The 14,394-nt window shown below is 63.5% G+C and carries 11 protein-coding genes; 10 read left to right on the top strand and 1 reads right to left on the bottom strand.

Annotated elements, in window-relative coordinates; genetic code table 11:
- The first annotated feature begins 326 nt into the window (after positions 1-326).
- The gene (locus tag MWU54_RS02900) at positions 327-1,256 is read left to right on the top strand and encodes a DMT family transporter (protein ID WP_247080645.1); all 930 of its coding nucleotides are present in this window, start codon (positions 327-329) and stop codon (positions 1,254-1,256) included.
- On the opposite strand, the gene MWU54_RS02905 is transcribed toward MWU54_RS02900, so the two are convergent.
- Positions 1,240-2,937, bottom strand: coding sequence for a serine protease (locus MWU54_RS02905; RefSeq protein WP_247080646.1), 1,698 nt, complete (start codon positions 2,935-2,937; stop codon positions 1,240-1,242). The two genes, MWU54_RS02900 and MWU54_RS02905, sit on opposite strands and share 17 nt — an antisense overlap.
- A 185-nt stretch (positions 2,938-3,122) precedes the next feature.
- Between MWU54_RS02905 and MWU54_RS02910 the strand changes: the two genes are divergently transcribed.
- The 9 genes from MWU54_RS02910 to glmM all read left to right on the top strand — a co-directional run bounded on the left by MWU54_RS02910 (position 3,123) and on the right by glmM (position 14,389).
- Positions 3,123-4,052, top strand: coding sequence for a glycine--tRNA ligase subunit alpha (locus MWU54_RS02910; RefSeq protein WP_247080647.1), 930 nt, complete (start codon positions 3,123-3,125; stop codon positions 4,050-4,052).
- Positions 4,052-4,753, top strand: a complete 702-nt coding sequence (locus MWU54_RS02915; protein ID WP_247080648.1) for an FkbM family methyltransferase — start codon at positions 4,052-4,054, stop codon at positions 4,751-4,753. The genes MWU54_RS02910 and MWU54_RS02915 overlap by 1 nt, the downstream gene beginning before the upstream one ends.
- Before the next feature lie 2 nt (positions 4,754-4,755).
- Positions 4,756-5,283 (top strand): DUF6446 family protein, encoded by a 528-nt coding sequence (locus tag MWU54_RS02920; RefSeq protein ID WP_247080650.1) that lies wholly within the window; start codon positions 4,756-4,758, stop codon positions 5,281-5,283.
- Positions 5,283-7,505: a glycine--tRNA ligase subunit beta gene (gene glyS, locus MWU54_RS02925; RefSeq protein ID WP_247080652.1), complete on the top strand. Its 2,223-nt coding sequence runs from the start codon at positions 5,283-5,285 to the stop codon at positions 7,503-7,505. Before MWU54_RS02920 ends, glyS begins: the two co-directional genes overlap by 1 nt.
- A 44-nt stretch (positions 7,506-7,549) precedes the next feature.
- The gene (ppdK, locus tag MWU54_RS02930) at positions 7,550-10,141 is read left to right on the top strand and encodes a pyruvate, phosphate dikinase (protein WP_247080654.1); all 2,592 of its coding nucleotides are present in this window, start codon (positions 7,550-7,552) and stop codon (positions 10,139-10,141) included.
- Positions 10,142-10,314: 173 nt separating this feature from the next.
- Positions 10,315-10,950: a cell wall hydrolase gene (locus MWU54_RS02935; RefSeq protein ID WP_247080656.1), complete on the top strand. Its 636-nt coding sequence runs from the start codon at positions 10,315-10,317 to the stop codon at positions 10,948-10,950.
- Positions 10,951-11,069: 119 nt separating this feature from the next.
- The gene (locus MWU54_RS02940; protein ID WP_247080657.1) at positions 11,070-11,996 is read left to right on the top strand and encodes a dihydroneopterin aldolase; all 927 of its coding nucleotides are present in this window, start codon (positions 11,070-11,072) and stop codon (positions 11,994-11,996) included.
- A 39-nt stretch (positions 11,997-12,035) separates the two neighbouring features.
- Positions 12,036-13,046: a dihydropteroate synthase gene (gene folP, locus MWU54_RS02945; protein ID WP_247080658.1), complete on the top strand. Its 1,011-nt coding sequence runs from the start codon at positions 12,036-12,038 to the stop codon at positions 13,044-13,046.
- Positions 13,046-14,389 (top strand): phosphoglucosamine mutase, encoded by a 1,344-nt coding sequence (gene glmM / locus MWU54_RS02950; RefSeq protein ID WP_247080659.1) that lies wholly within the window; start codon positions 13,046-13,048, stop codon positions 14,387-14,389. Before folP ends, glmM begins: the two co-directional genes overlap by 1 nt.
- Positions 14,390-14,394 lie beyond the last annotated feature (5 nt).

The raw sequence follows: 14,394 nt of genomic DNA on the forward strand, positions 1-14,394 counted from the left end.
TCCGTCACCGGAAACGCTTGAGGGGCCAGCCCCTCAAACTCCCCGCGGTATTTTCAGCAAGAGGAAAGAGGCAACCGGGGTGCGTGGCGGCGGCGCGTTGCGGTCACATATCGTCCTTGAGCTGCAGCACGCAAAAGGCAAGCAGCGCAACGAGGATCAGGATCGGCAGGATGAAGAAGATGTCCATGTGGGTCTTTCCCTTGAGTCTGAGATGCGAGAATGGGAGTTGAAGCCCCCGGTGCTTGTCCCTAGACAGCTACAGGGTTTTCGTGCCGGAGCAATATCTGTTGGCCGGAAATCCCCGCCATTTCAGAAAGTAGATCCTCATGCATGCGCCGCCCGACATCAAACCTGCGGATTGGGGCATGGTGGCGACGCTTGGCCTTGTCTGGGGGGCCACGTTTCTGTTCATCGAACTGGCGCTGGCGGGCACCACGCCGTTCTGGCTGGCGGCGGGGCGGATTTCCTTTGCCTGTCTGCTGACCTGTGCGGTGTGGCTGTGGCGGGGCGGTAAGGTGTTTCTGACCCAAGAGACCGCCTGGGGCGCGCTGATCGTCTCTGGTGTGTTCAATACGGCGATCCCGTTCATGTTGCTGAGCTGGGGCCAGCAGACGGTCACGTCGAGCTTTGCCGGGGTGTCGATGGCCTCCGTGGCGCTGATCGTGTTGCCGCTGGCGCATTTTCTGGTGCCGGGAGAGCGGATGACGCTGCGGCGGGTGATCGGGTTCGGGATCGGGTTTGTCGGGGTGGTTCTTTTGCTGGGCGGGCAGGTGTTTGAATCAACCGGTGATCCGATGGAGCCGTTTGGACGTGCGGCCTGTATCGGCGCGGCGGCCTGTTACGCGGTGACGTCGATCATCGTGCGGCGGTTGCCGCCGACCGATTCCTTTGGCCTGGCGGCGTTGTCGCTGTTGTTCGGGGCGCTGGTGGTGGTGCCGCCGGCGGTTGTTGTGGAAGGCCCGCCGGTGATGCCGCCGGTGGAGACGCTGGTGATCATTGCGATCCTCGGGCTGATCCCGACTGCCGGGGCGAACCTGTTGCGCATTCTGGTGATCCGCAGCGCCGGGCCTGTTTTCCTGACGCTGGTGAACTACCAGGTGCCGATGTGGTCGGTGATCCTGGGTGTTCTGTTTCTGGGCGAGCCGTTCAAACTGGCGCTGCTTTACGCGATGGCGCTGATCCTTGTGGGGGTCTTTATCAGCCAATGGGGTGCATTGAACCGGCTGTTTCGCCGACCCCCTACTCCCAACAGCTGACAAGCACGGTCATCGCGGTGCCTTTTTCCGTCAGGTCCACCGGATCAAGGCGGGGCAGCGTATCGCTGGATTGCGCGGTGACGCCGGCGCGGGACAGGACATCGCGCACGGCATCCCCTTTGGCGGCAAAGCTGACATCCTTGGGCAACTGACGGCCCCCGGCATCGCGGGGCAGCAGCATGCCAAGCACCGCGCCGCTGTCGTCGAAGACCGGGCCTCCCGCGTCGCCGTCGAGCGTGGCGATGGCGAGCCGGGTCAGCGTGTCTTCGCCGTTCAGGCCGCGCAGGTCGGCCAGGCGGCCGAATGTCATGGTGGCCGAGGGCAGGACGCCGCCGAAGGAGTAGCCCGAGACCGCGATTTCGGATTGCAGACGCGGGCTGCTGTTGCGGAATTCGGCAATCGTGGTGGGGGCAAGCGGGGTTGTGGCCTGCAGCACGGCGATGCCGGAAGTGGCGTCGGTGGCGACCACTTCGGCGTCGTAGGTGTCATTGAGGGTGATGCGGCCACAGCTGCCTACGGCGCTGTCGGTGGTGACCACCCGGCCCTGCGCGTCCACGAAGAAGCCCGACGCGGTCAGTTTGGGTTTGCGGATCTGCAAGCCTGATACGAGGTCGACGCTTTGGGTGTCTTCCGCCACGGTTGCGGGATCGAGCACGCCGTCGATGGGTGTGAAGCTTGACTTTATCAGGTTCAGAATGCGGGTGCGGCGGTCGTCGTCGCCGGTGGGCCAGACGAGGGTGAAGCCCTTGATCTGACCATCGGTCAGGCGCGCCTCGGTGTAGGAGATGATGCGCGCGTTCTGACCGGTGAGGGTGAAGCTGTCGCGATTGCGCTCTCGGGGGCCTTCGAGGGGCACGATTTCGAGCGTTTGCAGGATCTCGTAGAGCCCGGCCAGACGGTCGCGGTCGCCCGGTTGGCTGATCAGCAGGACCTGTGCGCCGTCCACGGCACCGGTGGCGGTGAACTTGGCGAAGGGGCTGTCATAGCCGTCGAACTGGACTGCGCCCAGCGGCAGGTCGATCGAGATGCCCGCGCGGGTGTCGCGGACGGTCTGGATGTCCATGCCTTCGAGCACGGCATTGTATTGGCGGAACAGTTCGGCGCGCTGCGCGGTGGTCAGGATGCCGGTCTCTTCGTAGCCGTTGTCCCGCTGCCAGCCGCGCATGGAGGCGCGGGTGCCACGGCCGAAAGCGCCGTCGATGGCGGAATTGTAATAGCCCGCCCATTGCAAGGCGATTTGCAGGTCCTTGCGTTCGTCGCGGTCGAGCAGCGCCTCGGAGGCGCGGGCTTCGCGTGGGGTTTCGTCGGTGATCTGCGGCGCGGGCTCTGGCGCGGGGTCTGCCACCTCTTGCGGCGCTGGCGCTGTCTGTCCGCCTGTGGCGGGCCCTGCCCCGATGGGCCAGATGCGCTGGCCGTAGCGTCCGGGGCTTTCCAGGTAGCTGTCCCGCGGGATCAGGCGTTGGGCGCGCAGGTTGCGCAGAATGGCGTTGGCGTTGCTGCGCTCGTAGGGGCCAAGGGCGATGCCGTACCAGCCACGGCCAAGGTCAAAGCCGTTTACATCGGGCAGGACAGCGGCGTAGTCGCGCAGACGGTCTTCTGCGACCGACAGGCTGGGTTGGGCTTCGATCTGGACGTACACTGTGTCCTGTGCGGCAGCGGGCAACGCCCAGAGAACCAACATTGCCAGCATTGAAAACAAAACATTGCGCATCATTCGTGTGCCACCTGCCTCGAAAACCTGTTTACCGCCATGCTCTAGCAAGATTGTCCCGCAACGGGAACGCGAAAATAGGGCTTCTGGTGCAATTGACCCCCGTGCCCCATGCGCCTAATCAGGCGCCAACAGGAAACCGGGGTGCCATCGCCATGGAACAGACCGTCACGAAGCCAAAAAGTTTTCAGGAGATCATCCTGCGACTGCAGTCCTACTGGGCCGGCAAGGGCTGTGCCGTGCTGCAGCCCTATGACATGGAAGTGGGGGCTGGCACGTTCCACCCGGCGACCACGTTGCGGTCTTTGGGATCGACGCCGTGGTCTGCGGCTTACGTGCAGCCGTCGCGCCGTCCGACCGATGGGCGCTATGGCGACAGCCCGAACCGGTGGCAGCATTACTACCAGTACCAGGTGATCATCAAACCGTCGCCGCCCGATCTGCAGGAGCTGTATCTGGGATCGCTGCGCGCCATCGGGATCGACATGGAGCTGCACGATATCCGCTTTGTCGAGGATGACTGGGAAAGCCCGACGCTGGGGGCCTGGGGTCTTGGCTGGGAAGTGTGGTGCGACGGGATGGAAGTGTCGCAATTCACGTATTTTCAACAGGTTGGTGGCCATGATTGCCATCCCGTGTCGGGCGAGCTGACCTACGGGCTTGAGCGGTTGGCGATGTATGTTCTGGGCTATGATGATGGCAACGCGATGCCGTTCAACGACCCGGACGCGCCGATCCCCCTGACCTATGGCGATGTGTTCCAAGAGGCCGAGGCGCAATATGCGCGCTGGAATTTCGACGTGGCGGACACGGACGTGTTGTTGCAGCACTTCATTGATGCCGAAGCCGAATGCGCGCGCATTCTGGAGCAGCCTGCGGACGACCCCAAGACGGGCCGTCGCATCGTGATGGCGCAACCGGCCTATGACCAGTGCATCAAGGCCAGCCATATCTTTAACCTGCTGGATGCGCGCGGCGTGATTTCTGTCACGGAGCGGCAGGCCTATATCGGGCGGGTGCGGACATTGGCCAAGATGTGTGCCGATGCGTTTGTGCAGACCAAGGCGGGCGGGTTCGCGGCCTGATGGCACAAACAAACCGAAATACGCCGCTGCGCCGGGCCAAATATGGCCTGATGCAGCACCTGCCGGGAGCGCTCGGGCTGAAATATCGCCGCAAGCTGCGCAAGCTTTTTGCGCCCGCGGCAGAGGCGGCGTTTCGGGAGGCGTTGAACGGGGCGGCGGACACGGTCTGCATTGATCTGGGGGCCAATCTGGGCCAGCACACGCGCACGATGGCGGCGTCTGCGCGCAAGGTCTATGCGTTCGAGCCGGACCCGTGGACGGCCGCCAAGCTGCGCGCGGCGGTTGCGGATCTGGACAATGTCGAGGTGATCGAAGCGGCGGCGGGGACCGAGGACGGGACGTTTCCGTTGTATCGCACCGCCAGTTTTGAAGCGGATCCGGTGGAGCAATCGCAGTCTTCGTCGCTGATGTCGGAAAAGCGCAATGTTGACACGTCTTCCGCCGTTGATGTGCACGTGGTGGATTTCCCGGCCTTTCTCGACGGTCTTGAGGCCGAAATCGGGGTGATCAAGATGGACATCGAAGGCGCAGAGGTGCCGTTGCTGGAGGCGCTGTTTGACCACCCGGTCGCAGGCCGGATCGGGCATCTGTTCGTTGAGACCCATGAGAGCCGCATTCCCGAGCTTTTGCCCCGCACGGATGCGCTGCGCGCGCGGGCTGCACAGATGACGCATCCCAACGTCAACATGGATTGGAAATAGAGATGACGGGCAAGATACTGGGCATCATCCTTCTGGTCAGCGCGCTGATTGCGGGCATTGCGATGTACTATCTGCAGGTCTACGCGTTTTACCGCGAGGTCACGCCGACGGGTGTGGATGACGTGCAGATCATGACGCTTCAGGGTGAACGGGAAGTCATTCTTTATGAGGACTTTCAGGCAATTGACGCGGAAAGTTCACCTATCAGATACAGAGCGTGCTTTACGACGCAGACGCCGTTGTCGTCGATGCTCGACATCTACGAGGCCTATTCCGGCGCGTCGCCGCGCAAGGCGCCGGGGTGGTTCGCGTGCTTTGACGCCGAAGAGATCGGCGACGCGATCCGCAGCGGGCGCGCGCATGTGTTTACCAGCATTCGCAATCTGGAGTTCGGGATCGACCGCGTGGTCGCCATCACCGACGATGGGCGCGGGTTTATCTGGCATGAAGTCAATGAATGCGGCGACAAGGCCTATGATGGCAGCCCGCTGGGCGACGATTGCCCTGAACGCGATAACGGAGGCAGCTGATGCCCGACCTATTGATCGAGCTTTTTTCCGAAGAGATCCCCGCCCGCATGCAGGCCAAGGCGGCGGATGACCTGAAATCGCGGGTCACGAACGGATTGGTTGAGGCGGGCCTCACCTATTCCGGGGCCGCCGCGTTTGCGACGCCGCGCCGCTTGGTGTTGCGGGTGGACGGGCTGACCGACCGGTCGCCGGACGTCAAGGAAGAGCGCAAGGGCCCCCGTGTCGATGCGCCCGAGAAGGCGATTGACGGGTTCCTGCGAGGTGCCGGTGTGGCGCGCGCGGATCTGATCGAACGGGACGAAAAGAAAGGCCGCGTGTTCTTTGCGATCATCGAGAAGCCGGGCCGTCCGGCCGCCGAGATTGTCGCCGACGTGCTGGACGACACGGTGCGCAATTTCCCGTGGCCGAAATCCATGCGCTGGGGCGCGGGCAGCCTGCGTTGGGTGCGGCCTTTGCACCGTATCCTGTGCCTACTGACGCGGGAAGACGGGTCGGAGGTGGTGCCGCTTGAGATTGACGGGATCGTGTCGGGGCGCAGCACCGAGGGTCATCGGTTCATGGCACCGGGCGCGTTCGAGGTGACGGGGTTTGACGATTACGAGGCCAAGCTGAAGCGGGCCTTTGTGGTGCTGGACGCCACGGAACGGGCCGACGCGATCTGGCAGGATGCCACCAACCAGGCCTTTGCCAGCGGGCTTGAGGTGGTCGAGGACAAGGGGCTTCTGGCCGAGGTTGCCGGGCTGGTGGAATGGCCCGTGGTGCTGATGGGAGAGATCGGGGAAGATTTCCTCGATCTGCCGCCGGAGGTGCTGCAGAGTTCGATGAAAGAGCACCAGAAGTTCTTTTCCGTGCGCAATCCGAAAACCGGCCGGATCGAGCGGTTTATCACCGTGGCGAACCGGGACACGGCGGATCAGGGCGCGACGATCCTTGCGGGGAACCAGAAGGTGCTGTCGGCGCGGTTGGCGGATGCGAAGTTCTTCTGGGAGAACGATCTGCGCGTGGCCAAGGGCGAGAAGATGGCGCCGTGGCTGACATCTCTTGAGGCGGTGACGTTCCACAACAAGCTGGGCAGCGTGAAGGACAAGGTTGATCGTGTCATGGAACTGGCGCGGGAGCTTGCGCCCGTGGTGGGGGCAGACGTCGATTTGTCTGCTGAGGCAGCGCGCGTGGCGAAGGCCGACCTGGCGTCCGAGATGGTTTACGAATTCCCGGAACTTCAGGGGCTTATGGGGCGGTATTACAGCACTGCCGCAGGGTTGCCCGACGCGGTGGCGGCGGCGTGCGAAGAGCATTATTCCCCCTTGGGGCCGTCGGACGACGTTCCGACAGCGCCTGTGTCCGTGGCCGTGGCGCTGGCGGAAAAGATTGATGTGCTGACCGGGTTCTGGGCGATTGATGAAAAGCCGACCGGGTCGAAAGACCCCTTTGCCCTGCGCCGTGCGGCGTTGGGGGTGATCCGGTTGGTTTTGGAGAACAACCTGCACCTGTCGCTGGATCGGTTCATCGACGCGCAATTGGTGCGCCACAAGGGCGAGTTGATTGACGCGGTGAGCAACGATGAGGTCACCGCGCTGGTCGAAGCGATTGCCAAGCATGGCGTGTTCGGCGCGGCGTATCGGGCGTTGAAAGACGCGCGGAACGGCGAAGACACCACGGGTCTGGAAGCGATGAACGACGCCCTGCCCGATGTGTCGGTGGACCTGTTGTCGTTCTTCCATGACCGGTTGAAGAATTACCTGCGTGATCAGGGCATTCGCCATGATGTGATCGACGCCTGCATCGCGATGGAAGGTAATGACGATCTGGCCCTGCTGGTGGCGCGCGCCAAGGCGTTGCAGGAAGTGCTGTCGACCGAGGATGGCGAGAACCTTGTGCAAGGGTTCAAGCGGGCCAACAACATCCTGACGCAGGCCGAGGAAAAGGACGGCGTGGAATATTCGTTTGGCGCAGATCCCAAGTTTGCCGAAGACCCGACCGAAACCGCCTTGTTCACCGCACTGGCCGAGGCAGAGGCCAGGATCAACCCGGCCATGGAAGCGCAGGATTTCGCGACCGCGATGGCGGCCATGGCGGCGTTGCGTGGGCCTGTGGATGCGTTCTTCGAGGCGGTTCAGGTCAATGCAGAGAGCGAGGTGCTGCGGCGCAACCGGTTGAACCTGTTGAGCAGCATTCGCGGCGTCTGCCTTAAGGTGGCCGATCTGACACGGATCGAAGGCTGAACGCTGCGCTGTAAACGCCTCTTGTCAGGGCGCGCGGCACTCGTATGCTGCGCGCAATCTCAAGAGGTGCGGCAGTGCAGAAACCGGGGCCAGACAATCCAGATGTCACGCTGATCACGTCGACATCGCCGATGACAACGCCGACCCATGGCGGGCGGGCGAAGTGCCTGCAGCGGCTTGTGCGGCTGGATCTTCCGGTGCCGCGCACGGTTGCGCTGTCGTTCGACACGGTCCACACGCTGGCCGGGGGATACCTGCCCGATGTCCGGGACGTTTTAAGCGAATTTGACGAAAACGCGCTGCTCTGTGTGCGCCCGTCGTCGGAAGACCCGGATTGGGGTGGGCCCGGGGCGGTTTTGAACATCGGCATGAATGCCGAGAAACATGCAGATCTGTGCACGCGGATCGGGGAAACCGCCGCGACCGATATCTATTTGCGGTTCATCCAGACCTACGCCGTGGATGTGGCGAGGCTGGATGCCGAGATGTTCGATGACATTGACGGCACCGGCCCGGCGGCGCTGAAGGCGGCGCTGGCGGTTTACGAGGACGAGGCCGAAGAGCCGTTCCCGCAAGACCCGGCGGTGCAACTGGCGGAAATCCTGCGGTCCATGGCGCGGGCCTGGGAAGGCACGACGGCGCGGTTGTTGCGTCAGGCCAAGGGTGCCCCGGTGGACGCGGGGCTGGGCCTTGTGGTGCAGCAGATGGCACTTGGGCTGGGCAGTGGCGAATGCGGGTCTGGCGTGCTGCAGCTGGTCAATCCGTCGACCGGCCTGCCGCAGATCACCGGGCGTTACCTGAGCCAGAGCCAGGGGCGCGAAGCGCTGGATGGCGACACGGCGTCGATCTTTCTTGAGAAAGACCCGCGCGGGCCATCACTAGAGGAACTGGCACCCGAGGCGTTTGCCGCGCTGAAGGAGCACGCGGCCCTGATGCGCGCGCGGTTGCGCGAGGAAATGCAGATCGAGTTTACGATCGAAGACGGCGCGTTGCACATTCTGGACGGGGTCCGGGTTGAACGCAGCGCACGGGCCGCTTTGAAGATCGTGGTGCGGCTGGCCGAGGACGGAATCATCTCGAAGCAGGAAGCAGTGATGCGGATTGAGCCGCGGGCGCTGTCGGAGTTGTTGCACCGGCAGGTCGCGGCAAACAGCCCGCGCGATATCCTTGGGTTCGGGATCGCCGCAAGCCCCGGCGCGGCGACGGGCAAGATCGTGTTCACCTCGGAAGCGGCGCAGGCGATGGCGGCGCGCGGCGAGGCCTGTGTTCTGATCCGGCGCGAAACCAGCCCGGAGGACATTCGCGGCATGCACGCCGCTGCGGCGGTTCTGACCGAACGCGGTGGCATGACCAGCCACGCGGCGGTGATCGGGCGCGGGCTTGGCCTGCCCTGTGTTGTCGGGGCGGCGAATATGCGGTTTCAGGCTAAACGACGGTCCATCGTGTCTGTGGACGGGCGGACCTTCCGGGAAGGCGACGAAATCACCATCGACGGCACCAGTGGGCAGGTTCTGGCCGGGTCGGTCGAGATGATCGAGGCCACGCTGGACGACACCTTCCGCACCTTCATGTCCTGGGCCGATGCCGAGCGCGATATCGGTGTGCGGGCCAATGCGGACACGCCGGCAGATGCGAAGACTGCGCTGCATTTCCGCGCGCAGGGCATCGGGCTGTGCCGGACCGAACATATGTTCTTTGAGGCCGAACGGCTGACGCCGATGCGGGAAATGATCTTTGCCCGCGATGTCAAAGACCGTCAGGCGGCGTTGGAGCTGGTGCTGCCGATGCAGCGGGCCGATTTCCTTGAATTGTTCCGCATCATGCAGGGCCAGCCGGTCTGTATCCGGCTGTTTGACCCGCCGTTGCACGAATTTCTGCCCACCACCCGTGCCGGGCAGCGCGAACTGGCAGAGGCGCTCGACCTGCCGGTCAGCGATGTGACGCGCCGCATCGAAAGCCTGTCGGAGTATAACCCGATGCTGGGCATGCGGGGTGTTCGGCTGGGGATCACGGTGCCCGAGATCTACGACATGCAGGCGCGCGCGATCTTTGAAGCGACGGTCGAGGCCGCCAAGGAAGGCGTGACGATCGTGCCCGAGATCATGGTGCCCTTGGTGTCGGCCAAGCGCGAGGTGGAACTGGTGCGCGCGCGGGTCGAGGCCGTGGCCGCCGCCGTGCGGGCCGAAAAGGGGGCTGCGTTTTCGTACCGGCTGGGCGTGATGGTCGAGACCCCCCGCGCCTGCCTGCGGGCGGGCGACATTGCCGAGCATGCCCAGTTCCTGAGTTTCGGCACCAATGACCTGACACAGATGACCTATGGCCTGTCGCGCGACGATGCCGGGCGGTTCATGTCGGAATACGTCCGTCAGGGCGTGTTTACGGAAGATCCGTTTCACATGCTCGATACCGAAGGGGTCGGAGAATTATTGCGATTGGGTGTTGTTCGGGGTCGCACAGCCAGACCGAACGTGGTTTTATCAATCTGTGGCGAACATGCGGCGGACGCTGATTCGATTGCCTTCTGTCGGGAGGCCGGATTCGACTATGTCAGCTGCTCTCCGTTCCGTGTTCCGGTGGCGCGACTGGCTGCCGCACAATTAGCGTTGACCGACAAGATGCAGTATCCGTCGGCATAATATGGCCCAGATTTCGCCGCATTTGCGGGATGGGCAACGGCCTTGCGCGTCACGCATGGCCCGTAACCTTGTGGAAAACTTAAATATTCGCTAACAGGCCCGTCGATTGTGCGGTGCTGCCGAATTTCTGACAACCAGCCGCCTCCCCTAACGTTGCGAGATCAACACTCGGAATGATGAGACTGTTTGCACTAATTCTGGCCGCAGCGGCCCTGGCGACGCCGGGCTTTGCGGACCGGTCGAAGGAAGCGGCACAAACGCTTCTTCAACAGGAACAAAAGGGATTGGCCGCTGCTGGCCAGTCGCATCTGACATCGCTTGTCACACCCGTGTCGCGGGGATCGGCGATCTATAATACGTCATGGCTGAACGCCCAGAAGACCGCCTCGGGCGGCGCGCAGTGGAACTGCCTGGCCGAAGCGCTGTATTTCGAGGCGCGGGGCGAAACCGTCAAGGGACAGTTCGCCGTGGCCGAAGTGATCATGAACCGCGTCAAAAGCGGGCGCTTTCCGGACAGCGTGTGCGCAGTGATCAACCAGGGCACCGGGCGCAAGTACCAGTGCCAGTTTACCTATACCTGTGATGGCATCCCCGAGCGCATCCACGAACCGCGCGCCTGGAAGCGCGTCGGCAAGGTGGCGCGGGCCATTCTTGACGGTGTTGCGCCGATGAACCTGACCAATGGCGCCACCCATTACCACACAACCGCCGTGCGCCCGCGCTGGTCGCGGACCTATACCAAGACGGCGTCCATCGGTGTGCACCTGTTTTATCGCCACACCTGGCGCGTCAGCAGCAACAACAGCTGACCCGCCGTCGGAATTCGACCACAGATGCCGCGCGTGACTGCGAAAAGTCACGGCGCGGCATTTTCGTTTTGATCGGCCTCTGATAGCCCGGTGGCACCATTGCACCAACGGGGGCGACCATGAGCTCTGACATCCAGCACGCGTTTGCCCATCCCGAAGAGCGGGCCGCGGCCACAGCCGGAGATGATCCTCTGGATCGCATTTCCCTGCGCGACCATATCGTCGAGGTCGAGATCGGCGCGTTTCAGCTGGAACGGGACATGACGCAGCGGCTGAGCTTTAATGTCGTCGTTGAAGTGCTTCCGATCAATGACACTATCGACGACGATGTGGATCGCATCCTGTCGTATGACCGGGTCACCGAAGCCATTGCAACCGAGCTTGCCGCCGAACGTCTGAACCTGCTGGAGACGCTGGCCGAGCGGATCGCGGACCGCATCCTGCAGGAGCCGCAGGCGGTGCGCTGCTTTGTGCGGATCGAGAAGCTGGATCGCGGCAACGGGGCGCTTGGCGTGGAGATTGTGCGGTCGGTGGCGGATGTGGCCCGGCGCGGCATAGATGCTCCCGAGAGCGGGCCACAGCCGCGCGTTGTGTACCTGTCCAACGCCGCCATCGCGTCTGAGCATCTGCAAGGCTGGCTGGACCAGTTGTCGGCAGAGCCCGCGCCGCTTGTTCTGTGCGTGGGGTTGCCCGAGGGGGCACGCCCGACTGTCGATCACCCGATGGCGCAGCGCCGCATTGATCTGCTGGCGATAGAGCAGAACGGTTGGACGTTGGCGGCACGGGATGCGCGGCTCAAGGTTGTGGCGACCCGCACGGAACTGGATTGGGCGATGAAAAACGGCCAGATCTGTATCTGGGCCCCGGCGAAAATCGTGCTGGATGCCGTGGACGGACCGGATATCGCGCCGACCGACAGCGTGGATCTGGCGGCGTGGTTTGCCGCCGAGATGGACGCGCAGGATATGGTGATTCTCGGGGCCGAAGCCCCAAAGGTTTCAAATGTGTCGCTTCGTGTCCGCGAGATCGGCGAAAGCGTGCTCTAGACGCTTGTCAAACGACCGCATGCGCTGCATGCACGGCGCATGACACAGTACTACCGCCCCCTGCCCGTTCCGGCCACGCTGGCCCCGAAAGACGCGCTGCCGCTGGCCGGCGGCGGTTTGCGGTTTGCCGAAGCTTTGGTGCTGCAGCGCGACTGCGCGCCCGAGCGGATTGCGGCGTCGGAGATACCAGCGGACGTGCTTGACCGGCTGACCGCTGCGCGCGCGCCGATTCTGGGCTGCGATATGGCGCGCCCACATCTGATGGGGATCCTGAACGTCACGCCGGACAGCTTTTCCGATGGTGGGCGATACCTGGACCCCACGGCTGCCGTTGCGCAAGCCCGCGCCCTTACGGAAGCCGGAGCGTCGATCCTTGATGTTGGCGGGGAAAGCACACGTCCGGGTGCGGCACCCGTGGAAAGTGACGAGGAAATCCGCCGCGTCGAAGCCCCGATCCGCGAGATCGTGTCCCAACTGGGCCAGCCGGTGTCGATTGATACGCGCAAAGCGGCGGTTGCGGCACGGGCGTTGGACGCGGGTGCGGGGCTGATCAATGACGTGTCGGGCTTTACCTTTGACCCGGAGTTGGTCCCGTTGGCTGCGGCGCACGGGGTACCGGTCTGCGTGATGCACGCGCAGGGTGATCCGCAAACCATGCAGGATGCGCCGCGCTATGAGGACGTGCGGTTGGACGTGTATGATTTCCTGAAAGCGCGGGTTGACGCGTTGATCGCGGCGGGTGTGCCGCGCGCGCGAATTGTTGTCGATCCGGGCATCGGATTTGGCAAAACACTTGACCATAACCTTGCGCTGCTGCGCGACATCGCGGTGTTTCATGCCCTGGGGTGCCCGGTGCTGCTGGGCGCGTCGCGCAAGCGGTTTATCGGGACGCTGTCGGGGGCTGGCAGCGCGGACACACGTGTGCCGGGATCGGTTGCGGTTGCCTTGCATGCGGCAAGCCAAGGCGTCCAAGTTCTTCGTGTGCATGACGTTTCGGAAACACGCCAAGCGTTCGCGCTGTGGCGTGCGATTGAGTTTGGAGAGACCTGATGGTGCGAAAGCTGTTTGGAACTGACGGGGTTCGTGGCACCGCGAACATCTACCCGATGACGGCCGAGATGGCGCTGCGGATCGGCGCTGCGGTCGGTCGGCATTTCAGACGGGATTCCAAGGGGGTACATCGCGTTGTTATCGGAAAGGATACACGCCTTTCCGGCTACATGTTTGAAAACGCGCTGACCGCCGGGCTGACCGAAACCGGGATGAACGTGCTGCTGCTTGGCCCGGTGCCGACCCCGGCGGTTGGGCTGCTGACGCCGTCGATGCGGGCGGATCTGGGAATCATGATTTCCGCCAGCCACAACCCGGCGCAGGACAATGGGATCAAGTTTTTCGGACCCGACGGGTTCAAGCTGTCGGACGCGGATGAGGCCGAGATCGAAGCGCTGATCGAAACCGGCGTGCCTCCGGCGCAGGCCGACAATATCGGGCGCGCCAAGCGGATCGATGACGGGCGGTTCCGCTATCAGGAGCGGGTCAAATCCACCTTTCCATCCGGAGTGCGGCTGGACGGGCTGAAGGTTGTGGTCGATTGTGCAAACGGGGCCGCATACAAGGCGGCACCCGAAGTGCTTTGGGAACTGGGGGCTGACGTGATCCCGTTGGGCACGTCACCGGACGGGCGCAACATCAACGAAGGCTGTGGGTCCACCCATCCGCAACTGGCGGCGGCGGCGGTTGTGGCGCATGGCGCGGATGTGGGCATTTGTCTGGATGGCGATGCGGATCGGGTGATCCTGATCGACGAAACCGGTCAGGTGGCGGATGGCGATCAGATCATGGCGCTGATGGCGGCACGCTGGGCCGAAGAAGACCGATTGCGGGACGGTGTGTTGGTGGCCACGGTGATGTCCAACCTTGGGCTGGAGCGGTTTCTGGACGGGCGCGGATTGCGGCTGGAGCGCACCGGCGTCGGCGATCGCTACGTGGTCGAGGCGATGCGCCGGGGGGGATGGAACCTGGGCGGTGAGCAGTCCGGGCATATCGTGATGACCGATTACGCCACAACGGGCGACGGGTTGATGGCCGGGTTGCAGTTCCTGGCCGAGATGTGCCGCACCGGCCAACCGGCCAGCGCGTTGACCCGGAGTTTCGAGCCGGTGCCGCAGCTGCTGAAGAATGTCCGCTACGAGACCGGGGCCACGCCACTGGACGCGGGATCAGTCAAGGCGGCGATTGCAGATGCGGAATCGCGGTTGAGCGGTTCGGGTCGGTTGCTGATCCGCAAGTCGGGGACAGAGCCTTTGATCCGCGTGATGGCGGAATGCGAGGATGAGAGCCTGCTGACTGACGTGGTCGACACGATCGTGGCGGAAGTGATTGCGGCGGCCTGACGTGG

It is taken from the genome of Marivita sp. S6314 (assembly GCF_023015985.1).
Classification (GTDB): Bacteria; Pseudomonadota; Alphaproteobacteria; order Rhodobacterales; family Rhodobacteraceae; genus Marivita.

Excerpts from the sequence above, each read along its gene's own strand:
- MWU54_RS02900 (WP_247080645.1), top strand. The coding sequence starts at position 327 with ATGCATGCGCCGCCCGACATCAAACCTGCGGATTGGGGCATGGTGGCG.
- MWU54_RS02905 (WP_247080646.1), bottom strand. The coding sequence starts at position 2,937 with ATGTTGGTTCTCTGGGCGTTGCCCGCTGCCGCACAGGACACAGTGTAC.
- MWU54_RS02910 (WP_247080647.1), top strand. The coding sequence starts at position 3,123 with ATGGAACAGACCGTCACGAAGCCAAAAAGTTTTCAGGAGATCATCCTG.
- MWU54_RS02915 (WP_247080648.1), top strand. The coding sequence starts at position 4,052 with ATGGCACAAACAAACCGAAATACGCCGCTGCGCCGGGCCAAATATGGC.
- MWU54_RS02920 (WP_247080650.1), top strand. The coding sequence starts at position 4,756 with ATGACGGGCAAGATACTGGGCATCATCCTTCTGGTCAGCGCGCTGATT.
- glyS (WP_247080652.1), top strand. The coding sequence starts at position 5,283 with ATGCCCGACCTATTGATCGAGCTTTTTTCCGAAGAGATCCCCGCCCGC.
- ppdK (WP_247080654.1), top strand. The coding sequence starts at position 7,550 with ATGCTGCGCGCAATCTCAAGAGGTGCGGCAGTGCAGAAACCGGGGCCA.
- MWU54_RS02935 (WP_247080656.1), top strand. The coding sequence starts at position 10,315 with ATGATGAGACTGTTTGCACTAATTCTGGCCGCAGCGGCCCTGGCGACG.
- MWU54_RS02940 (WP_247080657.1), top strand. The coding sequence starts at position 11,070 with ATGAGCTCTGACATCCAGCACGCGTTTGCCCATCCCGAAGAGCGGGCC.
- folP (WP_247080658.1), top strand. The coding sequence starts at position 12,036 with ATGACACAGTACTACCGCCCCCTGCCCGTTCCGGCCACGCTGGCCCCG.
- glmM (WP_247080659.1), top strand. The coding sequence starts at position 13,046 with ATGGTGCGAAAGCTGTTTGGAACTGACGGGGTTCGTGGCACCGCGAAC.